The sequence below is a fragment of the Flexithrix dorotheae DSM 6795 genome, from assembly GCF_000379765.1.
GTDB classification, from domain to species: Bacteria; Bacteroidota; Bacteroidia; order Cytophagales; family Flammeovirgaceae; genus Flexithrix; species Flexithrix dorotheae.
The window spans coordinates 523,572-542,563 of record NZ_KB903443.1 but is presented as its reverse complement, the minus strand read 5'-3'; the positions used below and the strand labels follow the sequence as shown (position 1 = coordinate 542,563).

Annotated in this window: 16 protein-coding genes; 12 read left to right on the top strand and 4 right to left on the bottom strand. The window is 36.3% G+C overall.

Features of this window, described 5'->3' with window-relative positions:
• Positions 1–25 precede the first annotated feature (25 nt).
• Complete coding sequence (locus A3EM_RS0117775; protein ID WP_020529589.1) at positions 26–877, top strand: DUF4249 domain-containing protein; 852 nt, start codon at positions 26–28, stop codon at positions 875–877.
• A 60-nt stretch (positions 878–937) separates the two neighbouring features.
• Here the strand turns inward: A3EM_RS0117775 and miaA are convergent, their stop codons facing one another.
• Genes miaA through A3EM_RS0117760 form a run of 3 tightly spaced genes read right to left on the bottom strand, consistent with a single transcriptional unit; the run spans position 938 to position 4,516 of the window.
• On the bottom strand, positions 938–1,882 hold the full coding sequence (miaA, locus tag A3EM_RS0117770; protein ID WP_020529588.1) for a tRNA (adenosine(37)-N6)-dimethylallyltransferase MiaA: 945 nt from the start codon (positions 1,880–1,882) through the stop codon (positions 938–940).
• Positions 1,866–2,729, bottom strand: coding sequence for a PDDEXK family nuclease (locus A3EM_RS42785; RefSeq protein ID WP_020529587.1), 864 nt, complete (start codon positions 2,727–2,729; stop codon positions 1,866–1,868). The genes miaA and A3EM_RS42785 overlap by 17 nt, the downstream gene beginning before the upstream one ends.
• Positions 2,730–2,743: 14 nt before the next feature.
• On the bottom strand, positions 2,744–4,516 hold the full coding sequence (locus A3EM_RS0117760) for a chloride channel protein (protein ID WP_020529586.1): 1,773 nt from the start codon (positions 4,514–4,516) through the stop codon (positions 2,744–2,746).
• A 402-nt stretch (positions 4,517–4,918) separates the two neighbouring features.
• Here A3EM_RS0117760 and A3EM_RS0117755 point away from each other — a divergent pair, with 402 nt between their 5' ends.
• From A3EM_RS0117755 to rpsC, 11 genes are all read left to right on the top strand, one after another.
• A complete protein-coding gene (locus A3EM_RS0117755; protein ID WP_020529585.1) occupies positions 4,919–5,587 on the top strand; it encodes an outer membrane beta-barrel protein in 669 nt (222 codons plus the stop codon).
• A gap of 424 nt (positions 5,588–6,011) precedes the next feature.
• Positions 6,012–10,856, top strand: coding sequence for a cadherin domain-containing protein (locus tag A3EM_RS45945; protein ID WP_020529584.1), 4,845 nt, complete (start codon positions 6,012–6,014; stop codon positions 10,854–10,856).
• Positions 10,857–10,933: 77 nt separating this feature from the next.
• Entirely contained in the window at positions 10,934–12,043 is a 1,110-nt protein-coding gene (locus A3EM_RS0117745; RefSeq protein ID WP_020529583.1) for a PorP/SprF family type IX secretion system membrane protein, read from the top strand.
• Between the two features lie 47 nt (positions 12,044–12,090).
• Positions 12,091–13,632 (top strand): OmpA family protein, encoded by a 1,542-nt coding sequence (locus A3EM_RS0117740; protein ID WP_020529582.1) that lies wholly within the window; start codon positions 12,091–12,093, stop codon positions 13,630–13,632.
• A 206-nt stretch (positions 13,633–13,838) separates the two neighbouring features.
• Entirely contained in the window at positions 13,839–14,459 is a 621-nt protein-coding gene (gene rplC / locus A3EM_RS0117735; protein ID WP_020529581.1) for a 50S ribosomal protein L3, read from the top strand.
• Between the two features lie 9 nt (positions 14,460–14,468).
• Positions 14,469–15,089, top strand: coding sequence for a 50S ribosomal protein L4 (gene rplD / locus A3EM_RS0117730; protein WP_020529580.1), 621 nt, complete (start codon positions 14,469–14,471; stop codon positions 15,087–15,089).
• Between the two features lie 11 nt (positions 15,090–15,100).
• Complete coding sequence (rplW, locus tag A3EM_RS0117725; protein ID WP_020529579.1) at positions 15,101–15,388, top strand: 50S ribosomal protein L23; 288 nt, start codon at positions 15,101–15,103, stop codon at positions 15,386–15,388.
• 41 nt (positions 15,389–15,429) lie between these two features.
• Positions 15,430–16,251, top strand: a complete 822-nt coding sequence (gene rplB / locus A3EM_RS0117720; protein WP_020529578.1) for a 50S ribosomal protein L2 — start codon at positions 15,430–15,432, stop codon at positions 16,249–16,251.
• An 8-nt stretch (positions 16,252–16,259) separates the two neighbouring features.
• Positions 16,260–16,538 carry a 30S ribosomal protein S19 gene (rpsS, locus tag A3EM_RS0117715; protein WP_020529577.1) on the top strand — a complete coding sequence of 93 codons (279 nt, stop codon included), beginning with the start codon at positions 16,260–16,262 and terminating at the stop codon, positions 16,536–16,538.
• Positions 16,538–16,927 (top strand): 50S ribosomal protein L22, encoded by a 390-nt coding sequence (rplV, locus tag A3EM_RS0117710; protein WP_020529576.1) that lies wholly within the window; start codon positions 16,538–16,540, stop codon positions 16,925–16,927. The genes rpsS and rplV overlap by 1 nt, the downstream gene beginning before the upstream one ends.
• 22 nt (positions 16,928–16,949) lie before the next feature.
• Complete coding sequence (gene rpsC / locus A3EM_RS0117705; protein WP_020529575.1) at positions 16,950–17,714, top strand: 30S ribosomal protein S3; 765 nt, start codon at positions 16,950–16,952, stop codon at positions 17,712–17,714.
• A gap of 139 nt (positions 17,715–17,853) precedes the next feature.
• On the opposite strand, the gene A3EM_RS0117700 is transcribed toward rpsC, so the two are convergent.
• Positions 17,854–18,948 (bottom strand): prolipoprotein diacylglyceryl transferase, encoded by a 1,095-nt coding sequence (locus tag A3EM_RS0117700; protein ID WP_157637939.1) that lies wholly within the window; start codon positions 18,946–18,948, stop codon positions 17,854–17,856.
• Positions 18,949–18,992: the final 44 nt, after the last annotated feature.

Sequence of the window (18,992 nt, the reverse complement as noted above, 5' to 3'; positions counted from 1 at the left end):
CATCATAATTTCAAAGATTAAACAAATGGAAAATTTAAAATATATCATTTATAGTTTAGTGCTAGGTTCCTTTTTTTCCTGTGAAGATGTGATTGATGTAAAACTGGAAGAAGGCAGAACTTTATTAGCTGTAGATGGCTGGATTGACGATCAGCCAGGTCCTTATACCGTTACGCTTACCCAGACTCAGGGATATTTTGATAATAGTGAATTTGCTCCTGTAACTGGTGGTGTTTTAAAAATTATTGACGGAGATGGAAACGTGGAAAACCTTACAGAAAATCAGCCAGGAAAGTACCAGACCAGTCCTGAATTCCTGGGTCAGGTAGGTAAATCTTACCGGTTGGAAATGTTGGTGAACGGTGAAGAATATTATGCAGAAACCGCTATCCAAAGGCAGGTGGTGATAGATTCTATCACTTATGAATACAAGGAAAAATCCGGTGATGACAATTCAGGATATTATTTGAATTACTTTGGTTGGGACCCGGAAGGGATTGGGGATAATTACCGGTTAAAACTTTATCGAAATGGCCAATTGCTTAATCAACCCAAAAACCTGATATATGAAACAGATGAGTGGATCGATGGTAATTATATTCACGATTTGCAACTCAATTGGGATGATCCTTTCCAGGAGGGGGATTCTGTAATGGTAGAAGGATTGAATATTACCAAAGATGCTTATTATTTCTTTGCCGAGCTTTCTGAGCAAACCGATAACGGGGGAATGTTTGCTGTTCCTCCATCCAATGTGAGAACAAATATTTTCAATAAAAACCCCAAACCCGGACTAGAGGTGGTTGGCTATTTTGGTGGTTCTTCAAATTATGCCGTGAAGGGTGTGATTTCAGGGGAAAAGGGAGTGATTAAATAAAGACTTTATTTAGAAGCGATTTAAAGGACAAGGCTTTTTGGCTTTGTCTTTTTTTTATTTTCAAATTAACCTGAATTGATTGAGTTTCTTCAAAAGAAAATCAATTTTCTCCTCGAAAGTTAATTCATCATTTACCCAAATGATTTCAAAGCCATCTTTTTCCATTTTTCTGAACCAGGTCATTTGGCGTTTGGCGAATTGGTGTATGCTGGTGTTTAGTTTTTCAAACAGTGTTTGCTGATTTAATTTTCCTTCCAGAAATTCGGTGACCAGTTTGTATTCCAATCCGTAGTATTTTAAATCTTCTGGGGAAATTCCTGATTCAAGTAAATTTTTGACTTCCTCAATCAGCCCATTTTCCAGCCTGTATTTTAGCCTTTTGGTAATTTTGTTTCTCCTTTTTTCTCTTTCCGGATTTAGGCCAAATATGATGGAGTTATAGTTTTTTCCTGGGTTTTTATTTAAATGATTTTCCTTTAAAAAAGTCAGTATTTCAATTCCCCTAATGAGTCTTTTTCTTGTAGAGGTATCTATTTTTATTTGATTGGGATTGGGCAAATTTGCCAGCGTTTCCAGTAAATTTTTATTTTCAAATTGACTTAATTCCTTTCTCAAATTTTCATTTTCCGGCACTTGTGTATGCTCATGTCCTTTTAAGACAGCTTCAATATATAAGCCACTTCCCCCACATAAAATTGGCAATTTCCCTTTTGCTCTGATTTGCGAATAAGCCGAATCAAAATCAGCCTTAAACTCATGAATATTGTAACGGTAACCGGGAGGCTTGATATCAATTAAATGATAGGGAATGTTTTGGCCATTTACGATATATTCATCCAAATCCTTGCCTGTTCCTATGTCCATTTGCTGGTAAACCTGACGGGAATCTGCACTGATTATTTCCGAATCCGAATTATAGGCAAGGTGAGAGGCAAGGCTGGTTTTTCCAGATGCAGTCGGGCCTAAGATAATGATGAGCGGATGATGATCATTTGATGGTTCCATGCTTTTCAGACCGTTTTTTCAAATCAAGGATAAATTTCAGGTTTCCTGCATTGTAAGCTTTTGCCCATGCTTTTTCTACACTACCATCTTGTAACAATTTATCTGGGTAAAATCTTTGAAAATTGCTTTTATCAACCAAAAATAATTGAGTTGGAGTTTCCTGGATTACCTCAAATCCCAAAGTAATGTAACTTTTTCCATACGACCAGTCTCTATCCGCATAAGTCATGATATCATCTGGTTGGTAATCTTTTAGAAACCGACTGAGCAATTTGCTAAAACCACCAGTTACGGTAATGCCCTTTTTATTACAAAATCGCAGCAGTTCATAAGACTTATAGACCTCTCCATGCCTTTTAATTTTTCGGCCATGACTAAAGCTGGCTACAGCTACAAGTTCATCCTGGAATATTAAACCATATTTGTGTTTTCCTGGGATAGGCACCTGCAAATGATTTGCTTCCAAAAATTGCAAAAGTTGAGGGTTGGTAATTCGGCTTACTTTCACTTTTCTGCCATGAATTCGCTGGTATTTCCCCACCGATGCCAAAAGCCTGCTTTTTACAATTTTATTTTTTGTATGCCAAAAGTCTTCCCAAAGATGAATGAGTCGAATACCATTTTGATCGAACCGATCAGATAGTAGGGAAAAATAATTTCCTTCTTTTAATGAAGCGCTAAAGAGTTCTGTTCTATCTAAAGAAATGAGCTGGATGGCCAGATGGAAATTCGGAATAAAATAAACCGGGAATAATACCTTAGCGAAATTTGGTGAATAATCAAGTTGGATTTCTCCTGAATAGTTTTGCTTTAAAAAATCGAGCACACTTTTTTCAAAAGTATCCATAGCGCCTTCATTTTCTATCGTTTTTTACCTACCAGTTGCTTTCGGTACACATTAAAAATACGGGACTTTGAAATAAATCCTTCATATTTTCCATTTTTTAAAACCGGTAAATTCCAGGCATTGGCAGTTTCAAACTTCTGCATCACAGAGGCCATATCCTCATCATATTCTATGTATGCCGGGGGAATATTCATGATCTCGGAAATTTTTACTTTTTTCTGTTTTTCTCCATCAAACATTATTTCCCGTACATCATCAAGAGTTACAATTCCAGTGAGTTCATTCTGTCCGTTGAGTACCGGGAAAATATTCCGTTTACTCTTGCTGATTACCTTGATTAAATCCTCCAGAATAGCACTTTGGTGAATCTTCTTAAAATCTCTTTCAATCAGGCTATGGATACTTAGGTGATTGAGGATTTTTTTATCATGGTCATCAGCAGCATATTCCCCTCTTTTGTAAAGTTCAGTAACATAAGGAGAAATGGGATTGTTAAAAGAAACGGTGCTATAAGAAATTGCCGAAACAATCATTAAGGGGATAAATAAAACGTATCCACCCGTAAGTTCTGCAATCAGGAAAATGGCTGTTAAAGGAGCATATTGTACGCCACAAAGCACCCCACACATGCCAACCAGAGCAAAATTACTTTCAGAAATGTAGGCAAATCCTGTCAGATTGACCAGCGTGGCAAAAGCAAAACCAGTAACTCCTCCCAGGAACATGGATGGTGCAAATGTTCCGCCACTACCGCCACTACCGATTGTAAGGGATGAAGCCACAAATTTAAAAATGATGATGACCACCAAATATCCCAGAAAAATCCAGTCATTTATCTCTTTGCCATCAAAGAAAATACTTCTGTCCAGGATGGGGTCATGGTTGTTGTTAAGTAATGCTTTTATGATAGAATAACCTTCTCCAAATACAGGTGGTACCAGAAAAATGGTTAAGGAAAGCAGAGCCCCACCAATGAGTACTCTTGAATATTGGTTTTTTAATTTCTCAAATAAGTCCTCAGTTGCATGTAAAACTTTAAGGAAAGTTTTTGAGGTGATGCCACAAAGAATACCCAGTGCAATATAAAGAGGTGTATCGAAGGCATTGAAAGTATCCACTAGTTTAAACGAAAACAGGACATCTTCACCCAGTAGCACCAGAGAAACTAAAGTTGCACTAACCGAGGCTGATAAAAGAGGGATAAAACTGGAAACTGAAACATCGATCAGGATGACTTCCATACTGAAAATTAATCCAGCTACAGGGGCATTAAAGATAGCGGATATTACTCCTGCAGTTCCACAGCCAATCATTAAAGTTCTTAATTTATAATTGAAATTGACTAGTTGGGCGATATTGGAACCAATTGCAGAACCAGTGAGTACAATCGGAGACTCTAATCCGGCTGAACCTCCAAATCCAACTGTAAATGCACTGGTAATCATACGGGAATAGGTTTTACTTTTCCCAATCACACTGGATTTTTTGGCAATGGAATAAAGGATATCAGTAATGGCATGCCCGAGTTGCTCTTCCCTATAAAGTGCTTTTGCCAAAAGAATAGTAAAAAATAACCCTATTACAGGATATAATATCTGGACATAGTTTTCTGTGAAATCCTGTGAAGTAAGAAAGTGGTGTATATAATGTACCGCCTCTTTTAAAATTACAGCCGCCAAACCAGAAACAATCCCGACAATCCCACTTATAATCAGGACAAAATTCCTTTCAGAAATGTATTTTATGTTCCAGGTTAATGCGCGTTCGAGCTTATCGGATAACCCCATTGTTTACAGTTAAATTTGGGTTTGAAGTTTAGCTTTTTGCTAATTTCAGTTTGAATGCAAATATAAAGATACAAGGATGGTTTGCGAATTTAAGGGAGGTTAAATTGAAGGGAAATTATGGTTTTTGGTTCTGAATAATTTATTGGTAATCTGAAAACTTAAAAGAAATAAGAATAGATTATGATGGTCCATAATCGTTATTTGGTATTCAAATAAAGCTGGTTTTTGTTTTAAGGCGAAAAATTTATTGTCAATTTATCCCAATAAATTGTCTAATAAATAAGGTGGGTTAAATGTTTTGTAAAATATTAATTTATAATAGCCTTGCGTTTAATAATTTTGGTTTTGGTGATTCCTCCCAAATCTATCATATCAATTATCATTAAATCATAATCGTAAAAAATGAAAAAAACAGTATTGTTATTAGTGTTTTGTACAATCCAATCTGGATTATTATTGGGTCAAATAAATAAAGGAAAAATATTAATTGGATTATCAACCTCTTTAAATGTAGCTGGAACTGAAGAAAACACAACCAGTATTGGATTTAGCAAACGAGTAATTAAAGGTGATGACGACTCTAGTAGTAGTAGTGGGAATGAAAGTAAATCTTTTGGTCTAAATTTTTCACCTAAGATCGGTTATTTTGTTGCAAATAATTTTGTGGTTGGTTTGCTATCTAACTATAGTTTTTCTAATACCAAATATGATGATGACAAAATTACATTTATTATTAATCAGTATAGTTTTGGGCCATTCTTAAGGTATTATATCCCAACGAAAAATATTTTACCATTCTTAGAGTTTGGGTCCTCTTTTGGAAAAACTAATAGTATGGTAAAAATTGATTATAACAATTCAGAAATTGAAGGTAATATTAGAGAATCAATGATTTCTGCTGGAATTGGTATGGCAGTTCCATTAGGGAAAAAAGTAAACTTTGATCTGTTATTAGGGTATGAAAATCATGTATCCAAAAGAAAGGAAAATAATGACAATAATGAGAAAGAAATTTCCCATATTATTGGACTAGACCTTGGGTTTACCGTTATTCTGGGCAAAAATAAATAATTAATTGCTCATATAGTAATTTAAAGGAGCAGGTTAGGTTTGAAATCCTAACCTGCTTTTTTATTGGCAAAAAGATCGCCTTTTCAGTCAGTTAAACTGAATTAAAAAAATGCTCTGGTTTAATAACAAAAGGGGATATTGTTAGCTTTAAGTCTCCTTAACAAATCGAGTTTTTAAATTTGTGGTAAGTTAGTTATTATTGCTCAAACAAAGTGGAGATCGAATTATTTTTCACCTTTTACTTGTTTTGTGAAATAATTTATGGTTTATTGACTGAAATAAGTAAGGTTGAATTTAGATGGAATTTTAATAATAAGTAAATATCCCATTCAAAATAATTTCATTTCACTATTTTCTAAGGACCTACTTTAGGGTCAATCAACTTTATTTTGAAGACAAATTACACTAACTGAAACTTCCTGCTATGAAGACACCATTAAGATGGGGTATTTCTACCCTGTTGTTACTTTTCAACTACCTGTTGTACTTTCCTGTTTTTGCACAAAATTCTTCCCAGGTAATTCTGGATTGGGGTGACGGTGTGCCACTTTTTCCAGCCTATTATTGTGTGGAAGAAGTCACTGACATCAGTGCTGGTTTCGATCATTCCCTCATCATTACTGAAAATAGGGTGATCGGGTTGGGTAAAAACAATTTCGGACAACTTTATATTCCCAATTTTGGCTCGGCTAAACCTGTTTCGGTTGCCGCTGGTTTTAAATATTCCGCTGCTTTGCTGGATGATGGAACAGTACAGGCCTGGGGAATTAATGATTTTGGACAAACTTCCGTTCCTGCCGGTCTGGATAATGTAGTGGCCATTGGTACTGGTGACCAGCACATGGTGGCGCTTAAAAGAGACGGGACAGTGGTAGTTTGGGGTGGAAATGAATTCGGGCAATTGAATGTGCCGGATGATATAGGAAAAATTAAATCCATCAGTTGTGGGAATTTCCATACCCTGGCCGTAAGAGAAGATGGCACTGTGGTTTCCTGGGGTTGGAATGAATATGGGCAAACGGATGTGCCTGTGGGATTGAGTCATATTAAAGCTGTGGCAGCAGGAGAATTACATTCTGTAGCCTTAAATATTCACGGTGAATTAATTTTATGGGGTGATAATGAAGCGCATGATCAGCTTGTTCCTCCTTATGAATTAAATTTCAAAGAGGTGATTGCTATTGATGCGGGAAATCACCATACAGTAGCTTTAACCTCCGACAGTACCATTGCCGTTTGGGGAAATGACCGGTTCGACCAAAGTTCCACTTCCAGTTTTGTGAATAACAGAAAAACCATTTTAATCAGTGCCGGTTATGCACACACTTCTGTGGTGGCAGATAATAAGGCCCCTACCGACATTTTTCTTACCAATAACACGATCCCGGAAGATATAGAACTGAAAGAAATTTTTGGACATGTGAAGGCAGTTGATCCGGATGTTTTTGACAGACATATTTATAAATTGGTGCCGGGAGAAGGAAGTGATGATAACGATGCCTTTTTAGTGGATATGGATTCTTTGGCTCCAGGCATACGGTCTGATGGTTTTTTAGGTCTGGTTGCCCCATTTGATACCATCAGAACCAATAAAAAATTCAATTATGAAGAAGATAGTGTCTATACTATTCGGGTAAGAGCTACGGATATTGGTTGTTTGTCTTATGAAAAAGCGCTTACCATTCGTATTACCGATGTAAATGAAGCCCCTTTGGCTGTTTTGCTCAGCAATGACAGCATAGATGAGCAGCAACCTGTTGGTACAGTGGTTGGGCAATTATCGGCCGTGGATGAAGATTTAAATGATTCCCATACCTTTAGTCTTCAGGCTGGTTTCAATAATGATAATAGAGCTTTTACGATTGATGGAAATATCCTGAAAGCCAATGCAGTATTTGATTATACCGTAAAAAGGGAGTATTACATTACAGTAAGAGCTACTGATTCCAAAGGATTGTATGTGGATCAGGATATCATTATTTATGTGAGAGATAGTAACAGCCCTCCAACAGATATTGCCCTTTCTAAAAATCATGTTTTTGAAGATCTTCCAGTGGGAACTTTTATTGGTACATTTTCTACTGAAGATGCAGATTTTGAAAATTCCCACATTTATGCGTTGGTGGCTGGTGAAGGAGATGAAGGCAATAGTGTTTTTACTATTTATGGAGATAGTCTTTTGTCCAATAAGGTTTTTGATGTAGAAGAACAAAACCAATATACTATCCGGGTAAAAACTACAGATAATGGTATCCCAAAAATGAGTTTTGAAAAGGTTTTTCAGATTGATGTGGTAGCGGGAAATAATCCTCCAACGGGAATAGAATTGACTCCAAATCAAATTAATGAAAAAGCGCCAATTGGTACCCCTGTGGGGAGGTTGAAGTCTATAGATGAGGATGAGCTGGACCAGCATACTTACACTTTTGCCACTGGAGAAGGGGATGATGACAACGGAAGTTTTATTATTGATGGGGATAACTTGTGGATAAAAGATTCACTAAATTATGATGAAAAGAAATTATATGTTATTCGCTTAAGATCTACGGATAATGGAAAGCCAGTCTCCTATTCTTATGAAGATACCCTTTTTGTACATGTAATCAGGGTGGAAGAAAACTTACCACCAACCGATATTCTGCTGGATCCTACCCAAATTGCAGAAAATGAACCCATAGGGACCTGGATTGGAGATTTGTCTGCTATCGACCCTGATAAGGATGATTTCTTTTTCTACCAGCTTGTTGCCGGAGAAGGAGGGGAAGACAACCACTTTTTCAGGATAAAAGATAACACTATTGTAGCGCATGATGGTTTCGATTATGAAACAGGTAAATCGTATAATATCCGGATTCAGGTTCGGGATAAGGGATTGGAAACTTTTGAGAAATCATTTGAAATTAAAATACTGGACAGGAATGAGGCTCCGGAAGATATCCTATTAAGTAAAGAAAGTATTAAAGAAAACCTTCCGATTGGAACAAAAGTAGGGGATTTCAGTGCCATAGATCAGGATGAAAATGATGTACATCAGTTTAGGCTGGTAGATGGGCCAGGAAGTGAAAATAATGATGCCTTTACAATTGAAGGAAATGAACTAAAATCAACACAGGTTTTTGATTATGAGCAAAAAGCCACTTATTCCATTTTGGTGGAAGTAATGGATAGTGGGGATTCTATCTACATGAAGCAGTTTACCATCAAAATTGAAAATGTGGAGGAATCTGCAAATGATATCATCCTGGATAATAATCTGATAACTGAAAAATTACCAGTAAAAACTTTTATTGGAAACCTGATTACCAAGGGTGGAGATGCAGAGAAAACTTACAGTTATCAGTTTGTGAGCGGAGATGGAGATGAAGGAAATGCTTCATTTTTAATTGAAGGAAACCAGTTAAGATCCAATGCCGTGTTTGATTATCAGCTCAAAACATTTTATAACATTAGGGTAAAATCTACTGACAATGATGGTAAGGAATTGGAAAAAAGTTTTACCATTAAAATCAGATTGGAAAAGGATAATCAGGCTCTGAAAAATTTTAGCCTGAGCAACAATAATGTAGAGGAAAATAAGCCGATTAATTCTGCGATAGGTGTTTTTAGTGCCCTGGACCTTGATGATGAGGATCACCATATTTACACTTTTGCTCAAAAAGAAGGGTATGATCATCAGTATTTTGAGATTGAAGAGGATGTGCTTTATACTAAGACGGTATTTAACTATGAGGCGGATATAAAATCCTTTAAAATTCTGGTTCATGCTCAGGACCAGGGTGGAATTATAGTAGAAAGAGAGTTTACCATAAATATCACGGATGTGAATGAAGCTCCGGATAGCCTGTTGCTCTCTAATCATATTATAGCCCTTCAGGGAGATGGGAATCTTACCCAAATTGGTGAATTTGCGGCCTTTGATCCTGATTTGAATGATATACACAAATATGAGTTTGTATCTGGTGAAGGTGCTACGGACAATGCATTTTTTAATATTTCGGGGAATACGCTTTTTCCAAATGGAAGTATTTTGAATGCTGAAAAGAGCGAGTTTTCGATAAGGATAAAAACCAGTGATAACCGAACGCCATCCCTTTCTTATGAAAAGGTCTTTAAATTAATTAGCGGACCAATTGTGGCAGATACCTTATTTAATATTAAAGAAAATCCTGCAAAGGGAAGCCTGGTTGGACAATTAGAAGCTAAAAGCAAATTTTCATTAGAATATGAGATTATAGATGGAAATTCAAATCATGCTTTTGCCATTGACAGCCTGTCGGGAAAAATATCCGTACTTGATCCGGGTAAAATCTCTGTAGCGGATTTGTATTACCAGTTTATTGTTTCAGTGAAAGATGAAAATGGCATTTCTACTGAAGCTGAGGTCACAGTGAAAATTTTACCAAAATTGCCACCACAGGTTGAAGATATCACCTTCAGTATTCCGGAAGATAGCCCAAAAGGAACTGAAGTGGGAGTGGTGAAAGCCAGTGGTGAGGGAAAACTTTTGGAGTATAGTATCTTGGAAGGGAATTACGACAATGCTTTTGAAATACAACAGTATTCCGGATTAATTTCGGTAGCAGACTCTGGAAAGTTAAATTTTTCTGAAAATGACAAATATGTGCTGAATATCAGTGTGAAGGATGATGTAGGAGATACCGGTACCGGAATTGTGGTGATTAATATTGAAAATGTAAATTATGCTCCTACTGATATTTTACTGGATAATGATACCATTCTGGAATATCGTCCTGAGAATACTTTTGTAGGTCAGCTTTATACCATTGATAAAGATGCAGAAGACTTGCATACTTACACATTAGTAGAAGGAGAAGGGGGTGTAGACAATGCCAGCTTTACCATCTCCGGGAATGAATTATATGCCACAGCTTCTTTTGTATACAATACAAAAAACATCTATCTGATTCGGGTTCGGACTACTGATGATGGCGATTCGGTGAAAAGTTTTGAGAAAAACCTTAAAATAAAGGTGACAGCTTTGCCACTGGTGAGTGCCCCATCAGGATTTACACCCAATGGTGATCATGTGAACGATACCTGGGAAATTCATGAACTTGCTTTGTATACAAATTGTGTTGTAGAAATATTTGACCGGTCCGGCCAGCGGGTATTCCAATCTCAGGGTTACCAGGAAGGATGGGATGGGAAACTGAATGGGAAATTATTGCCGGTAGGTTCCTATTATTATGTCATTAACCTGAATACCGGTCCACCACCAATCACCGGTTCAGTAACCATTTTGCGCTAGCATTACTGATTAAAAATGTACAAAACTTCCTTTTACGAATTTTTTACAAGCGAAACAACGCTTAAACGATACCATAGATGAAAAAGAAAATATTTTTATGGCTAATAGGAATTAGCCTGAGTGTGGCAGGCTTTGGCCAGCAGCAGTTCCAACTTTCCCAATATATGAATGCGCCCGGAATGTATAACCCGGCATTTATGGGAGTTGAAAATTTTACCGATGTGAAACTTGGTCTGAGGCAACAATGGTCCGGTTTGGCGAACGCTCCAGCCACCAACTATGCCTATATCAGTACGGTTCTGGAAAGTGAATCAAAAAGGAAACTCAGAAATACCCATATTCCGGATGATCCTGATCAGGCTGCTGAAGTGATTGTTTTTCCAAAGAATGCACTTAGGATCAGTGACCCCGAATTATTTAAATTTTTGGTGAAAGACAGTATTGAAAGGGCTATTGAAGAACTGAATGCTGAATTGCATATAGAAAAGTTTGAGGCGGAGAAAAAACACGGTTTTGGGGGAAGTTTACACACCGACAGATATGGTGAATTTTCTCAATTTGGTGCACAGTTGGCCTATGCTTACCACATCCCATTGAACCGGAAAATGGAAATGTCTTTTGGGGTATCAGGGATGTTTTCCAGAAATCGTTTGGATAAGTTTTCGGTGTCCAACCCTGATGAAGATGAGTTGTATCAGGCTTATCTCAATGGGAGTACAGATGAAACATTCTTTCATGCCAATGCCGGAGTTTTAATTTATTCCCGAAAATTTTATGGTGGATATTCGGCTATGAACTTTGCAACGATAGCTGGAAATAATAACCTGAATTATTCTGAGGAGAGTGCAGAAACCCAGCATGTGATTCTGGCCGGATTTAATATTGATGCAGTAAGAGATTTGCTCATTATTCCGGGAGTGCTTTACCAAATTAAAACCATTTCTCCTTCAGAAGTAAACTTCAATGTAAAATGTGTTTATAGAGAAAAATATATGGCAGGGGTTTATTACAGAAATCAGGATGCTATTGCATTTATGACGGGAATTTGGCTGAAAAATGCTTTGCGAATTGGTTACTCTTATGATTATACTATTTCGGAATTGAGTATGCATCAATCGGGAAGCCATGAATTAACTGTGGGCATAAAACTAGGGAAAAGCTCTGTGATGAGTCCTCTCATTTGGTAGGTTAAATTCCAAACAGATTTCTTGAATCAACATCAAATCCAAAAAAAATGCAAAAAATATCATTAAATAACATAAAAAGGTTTACAGCCATTCTGGCTTTATTAGTTGCTACAAATGTGAGCTATTCCCAGGAAATGAAATTTGGGAAGCCCACCAAATTACCCCGGACTATTAATACTTATGCTGAAGAAAGCCTTCCTTTATTATCAGCCGATGGCAAACTGCTTTATTTTGTAAGAACCTTATATAAAGGGAATTTTGGGGGACAGTTTAAGGGACAGGATATTTGGTATAGTAAAAAACTGAAGAATGGAAACTGGTCTTCAGCCAAGCCTTCTCAAAAATTTAATACCACAGGAAATAATGCAGTTGTAGGTATTAACGAGGAAGGAAACAGAATTTATTTACTTAATTCCTATGAATATGAAGACGGTAGAGTTAGTGGTTTATCTTTTACAGAAAAAAAGGATAAAACCTGGACGAATCCGGTGCTGGTTGAAATTGATGAAATTCATAATTTAAAAGAAGGAAATGATGCCTATGGTTTGTTCGTGAACAAAACTGAGGATGTGTTAATTGTATCCATGCAAGGGAAAGAATCTTTGGGACAGGAGGATTTATATATCAGTTATAAAATTAAAAACAAGGATGGAAAGGAAGCGTGGAAGTCTCCTTTAATTCACCTAGGTGAAGCGGTCAATTCTAAGGGTTATGAAATATCCCCATTTTTAAGTGATGATGGTAAGACCTTATTTTTTGCCAGTAATCGTACAGGAGGATTGGGGGAAGCGGATATTTACTACAGTAAAAGACTAGACGATTCGTGGGAGAATTGGTCAGAACCTGTAAATATGGGTCAGGGGATTAATTCTTCAAAATTCGATGCCTATTTTACTTTGGGACAAAATGGAGAAGCTTTTTTTGCCAGCAACCGAAGTGGAAGGCTTGCTGAGTTATATACAGTAAATCAGGCTATAGAAAAAGATGAACGGCCGAATGAACCAATGGTAACAATGAACAGCGGGAAAGGGGCTGAGAATAATTCTATTCCTATTTCTGAAAGTACTTCTGGCAATACAACAATTGCCACAGTTCCGTTAGTTGCCGTTGAAAAAGATGGGAAATCTGGTGAAAATATTATCTCTACCGAAGTTCCTGAAGGTAATAAAGATCAAAATATAGTTGTGGGCGAAAAAATTAAATTATTGGAAAATGGTCCTTTGGAGGAACCCAAAAAGGCAAAGGTTCTGGCATTATCAGCCATTGTAGATATTCTTTTTGGCTCTGGTTCAGATGATATCCTTTTAAAGTATAAAGAAATGCTAGACGATGTAGTCCTCACCATGGAAGTCCATAAAAATGTTAAAATTCAGTTGGTAGGGCATACGGATTTTATTGGATCTGAGTCTGATAACGATGAGCTTTCGAAAAGAAGGTCTAACTCAGTTAAGCAGTATTTGTTGGATAACGGAATAACAGAGGATAGAATTATGATAATAGGTTATGGGGAGAACAAACCAATTGCAGATAATAATTCGAAAAAAGGAAGGGAAAGGAACAGAAGAGTAGAGCTCAAATTCCTCAAATAAAATTAGTATCCTGCTGATCTTCAGTGAGAAATTTTAAAATTTTTTAGAGGTAATTTGTAATCGTTAAATAAATTACTACTTTTGCACTCCTTTTATTAGGGAAATATGTAGTGAATTCAGGTTTTAGCCTGCATTTGGCCATATTTTAAGTTTATCAATCAGTATGTTGCGGAAGGTCCGCAACCGATGCATTAAAGGTTATAATTATGCCGGGAATAATAGGAATTAAGGTCGGAATGACCAGCGTTTACGATGAAAACGGGAAGAGTATGGCTTGTACATTGATCCAAGCTGGCCCCTGTGTAGTTACTCAAGTCAAAACTGATGAAACTGATGGATATTCAGCAGTTCAATTGGGGTTTGATGAGAAGAAAGAGAAGAATACCACTAAGCCTTTGCAAGGTCATTTCCAAAAATCGGGATCCTCTCCCAAACACAAAATCAAAGAATTTGACGGATTCAATCAGGAGTTAAAGCCTGGTGATGTTGTAAAACTTGAAGATGTTTTTCAAGAAGGTGAATTTGTGGATGTTGTAGGTTCTTCAAAAGGAAAAGGATTTCAAGGTGTCGTAAAAAGACATAATTTTGGTGGGGTTGGCCAGTCAACTCACGGTCAGCACAACAGGCAGAGGCATCCAGGTGCCATTGGAGCTTGTTCTTATCCAGCAAGAGTTTTTAAAGGACTTAAGATGGGTGGAAGAACAGGAAATCAAAAGGTTAAAGTAGCCAATTTAAAGGTTTTGAAAATGATACCAGAGAAAAATCTTTTGGTAGTGAATGGTTCAATACCTGGTGCTAAAAATTCTTATGTTTTTATCGAAAAGTAATTTAGTGAAATGGAGATAGAAGTAAAAGATAAAAGTGGGGCGCTAACAGGGAAAAAAGTTAATTTGCCTGAGTCCGTATTCGGAGTGGAGCCGAATGATCATGCTATTTATTTGGATGTAAAACAATATTTAGCTCAGCAAAGACAAGGTACTCATAAGTCGAAGGAAAGAGCAGAGATTGCAGGGTCGACAAAAAAGATAAAGAAACAAAAAGGTACAGGTACCGCTAGGGCAGGTAGTATCAAATCTCCTGTGTTTAGAGGAGGAGGAAGAGTATTTGGTCCAAGACCGAGAAACTACGATTTCAAGCTTAATAAGAAGTTGAAAAAAGTAGCGAGAAGGTCAGCATTATCCTACAAGGCAAGTGATTCCAGTATTTCAGTTTTGGAAAACTTCTCTATGGATAATCCAAAAACTAAGGATTTTGCTTCCTTAATTAAGGGATTAGAGTTGGAAGGTAAAAAGACCTTGTTTGTTTTAGGTGAAAACAATAAAAATGTTTTCCTTTCTTCGAGAAATATCCAAAAGGCTAATGTCACTACTGTTGATAGCCTGAATACTTATGATATTGTTAATGCAGATAATTTGATTGTTTTTGAAGATTCGATCGAAAAACTTTCAAATATTTAAAAAATAAAGATATGCAAATTTTAAAAAGTCCTTTGATAACTGAGAAGGTTTCAGAGTTGAATGAAAAAGGAGTGTATGGATTTGTTGTCGATCGAAATGCAAACAAAATCCAGATAAAAAAAGCTGTTGAAGAGGTTTACGGTGTGACTGTGGATAAAGTGAGAACTATGAATTATGAAGGGAAGGAAAAGACAAGATACACCAAAGCAAGAGTAATCTCAGGAAGAAAACCTTCTTTCAAGAAAGCTTTAGTAACCCTTCAGGAAGGGGATGTGATTGATTTATACGAAAATTTATAATAGTTTTTAACTGTATAAAATACAGCAAAACATAAGAAATAATGGGTGTAAAAAAACTAAGACCGGTTACTCCAGGTCAAAGATATAGACTAGCCCCTTCGTTTGAAGAGATTACTACCGATAAACCGGAAAAGTCATTACTTGCTCCTAAAAAAAGAAGTGGAGGAAGGAATAACAGTGGTAAAATGACCATGAGGTATATTGGTGGCGGGCATAAAAGAAGATATAGAATTATTGATTTTGCCAGGAAAAAGCATGGTGTTTTGGCCGAGGTAAAAACAATTGAGTATGATCCGAACCGAACAGCAAGAATTTGTTTGTTGGAATATGCGGATGGAGAAAAAACTTATATTCTTGCTCCTGAGGGTATAAAAGTAGGACAAAAAGTAGTGTCAGGGCCAGATGTAGCTCCTGAAGTTGGAAATTCACTTCCTTTGGAGAAAATTCCAGTTGGTACCATTGTCCATAATGTTGAATTGAGACCCGGTAATGGTGCTACTTTAGTGAGAAGTGCCGGAGCTTATGCGCAGTTATTAGGTAGAACCGGAAAGTATGCGACTATAAAGTTGCCATCTGGTGAAACTAGAATGGTGCTTATTACTTGCTATGCAACTATTGGAACTGTTTCAAATGGTGATCATCTTAATGAGAAATTGGGGAAAGCAGGAAGGAAAAGATGGTTAGGCAGACGGCCTCGAGTTAGGGGTGTAGCTATGAACCCGGTGGATCACCCAATGGGTGGTGGTGAAGGTAAATCTTCAGGAGGTCACCCAAGATCTAGAAATGGTATTATTGCCAAAGGGCAAAAAACCAGGTCTAGAACCAAGTATTCTAATAGATTGATTGTAAGTAAGAAAAAATAATATAAAAAATGGCTAGATCATTAAAAAAGGGGCCTTATATAAGTCACAGTCTGGAAAAGAAAGTGTTGGCCATGAATGAATCTGGGAAAAAATCTGTAGTGAAAACATGGTCAAGAAGATCAATGATTTCCCCGGATTTTATCGGACATACAGTAGCTGTACATAATGGAAATAAATTTATTCCAGTATATGTTACAGAAAATATGGTAGGTCATAAATTTGGAGAATTTGCCCCTACAAGAAATTTTAGAGGTCATATTGCTAAAAAAGATAAAGGAAAAAGATAATGGAAGCCGTAGCAAAATTAAATAATGTTCCTATCGCGCCCAGAAAAATGAGGCTCGTGATTGACTTAATAAGGGGACAAAAAGTTGGTAGAGCGCTTAATTTATTAAAGTTCGAAGCTAAAAGTGGTGCTCCATTAATAGAAAAACTTTTACTTTCTGCTTTAGCTAATTGGGAAAACTCTAATCCAGATTCTTCTATTGAAGATGCTGATCTTTATATTAAAGAAGCATTTGTAACTCAGGGAAGAACCTTGAAAAGATTTAGACCCGCTCCACAAGGTAGAGCTCACAGGATCAGGAAAAGATCTAATCATGTGACTTTAGTAGTTGATTCCAGTGAAAGTTTTGGAATTGAAGTGGAAGAGTCAGTAGAAGAAACAGAAAATTAAGCATTTATAAAAGATTATATCCATGGGACAAAAAGTTAATCCTACAGGTCTGAGGTTAGGTTACGTGAAAGGCTGGGAGTCCAATTGGTTTGGTGGAAAAGATTTTTCATCGAAATTGATTGAAGATGAGAAAATTAGAAAATATATCTCTGCCAGAATTCCAAACCCAAGAGCTGGAATATCAAAAGTTGTAATTGAAAGAACACTTAAGAGATTAACAATTACTATTAACACTGCTAGACCAGGTGTGGTAATTGGTAAAGCTGGAGCTGAGGTTGATAAAGTGAAGGAAGAGTTGAAAAAGCTTACAAAAAAAGATGTTCAAATAAATATATTTGAAATTAAAAGACCTGAGCTGGATGCAAAATTAGTTGCTGAATCTGTAGGTCAGCAAATTAGTAATAGGGTTTCATACAGAAGAGCGATGAAGCAGGCTATTGCTAATTCAATGAGAGTAGGGGCGCAAGGAATTAAAATTAAAGTTTCAGGAAGATTGGGAGGTGCTGAAATGGCAAGAACGGAAACTTACAAAGAAGGTAGAATTCCTTTGCATACCATTAGAGCAAATATCGATTATGCTCTAACTGAGGCACAAACTGTTTATGGAATCATTGGAATTAAAGTTTGGATTTTCAAAGGTGAAATTTATGGTAAGCCTGACCTTTCTCCAAATGTTGATTTAGGCGGTTCGGATAAAGGAGACAGAAGATCTCAAGGTGATAGAAAAAGAGGACCAGGAGGAAGAGGAGGAAACAGAAGGAATAAATCACCCAGAAATAATAATTAATTTCTGATTTCTTAAAAAAAAGGCAAATTCCAATTCGGAATTTGCCTTTTTTTATGCCCTTTATTATTAGTGAAGTTCCTTTACTTTTTTCTTTTCTTTAAGATTGTTATTAAGGAGAAGTGAAATTCCTGTAATATCTTTAATAGTACGATACTCTGGATGGCTGATTTAAGGATTTAATAAATAATATTATTCCTATTAAGATAAAGGAAATGTTTATCCATTGAGCATGGTTTATTAAACTTGAAATAAACGAGGTGTTCTCCAAAGATCCAAAGTAATAAATAGAGAGAGAATTGTAAAGAAATATCAGGATGAAAAGAAATGAAGTGGTTTTTCCTACTGAAAGCTTAAAGTACCTGTTAAAAAAGAGAATAAATAGGATCAGATAAAATAATGCAGCATAAAGTTGGGTGGGATGGTTCTTTATAATGAAGGTACTTAATTCTGCAGTAATTTTGTTGTCTTTCTTTTGATCAGCAATTTGATATTTTAAATTTGATTGCTGGGGTTCATATAGGTTAGGTTGATTTGCCAGGAATTGTTTTACTTCTGTATTTAAGTAAGTTTCTATTTCATTTCTGTTATTAAATTCTTCAATAAATGAAATTTCAATTTTAATTGGGATAAACTCAGTTTCTTCTTTCTGGATAGTATCTGCTAAAACTTTGGATGTACTTACCTTATCCAAAACTTCATGTAATAAGGAACCTGTTTGTTCGGTAAAAGCTATTCCTAAATTACTTTTTGTTGGTGAACCAAAATCATTTGAACTTAAAAAATTTCCTATGTTCACAAAAAAGGCGACTATTAAACCTGAAACTGCTACTTTGTCAACGATTTGCCAAAAATTTCGCTTGCCAAAAGAATAAACTATTAAGCCAAATAATATTCCTAAAATACCTCCCTGGCTTGAAAACCCTCCAACACTAAAGTTGACCGTTTCCTGTAAGTCTGAAAAGAAATTGATAGGTGATTGGTTTATGAAATATCCAATTCTGGCACCAAGAAACCCAAAAATCAGTAGGTATACTGTAAGAAGTTCCAATTCTTTGGTTGATTTTTTCTCTCGCCTGTAAGAATAATACAAAAACAAATAACCAAAGCCGAATCCAATTACTGAAAGAAAAGCTAGCCAGGTTATTTGAAATCCAAATATTGAAAATAAAATCGGGTCAAAAGACCAAATAATATTAAGGAAATAAGGCATAAAGCTAATTTGAAGTGTTTTCAAATAATAAATTTTTACTCCTTGAAAACGGCAAAGAAGTGGACTAA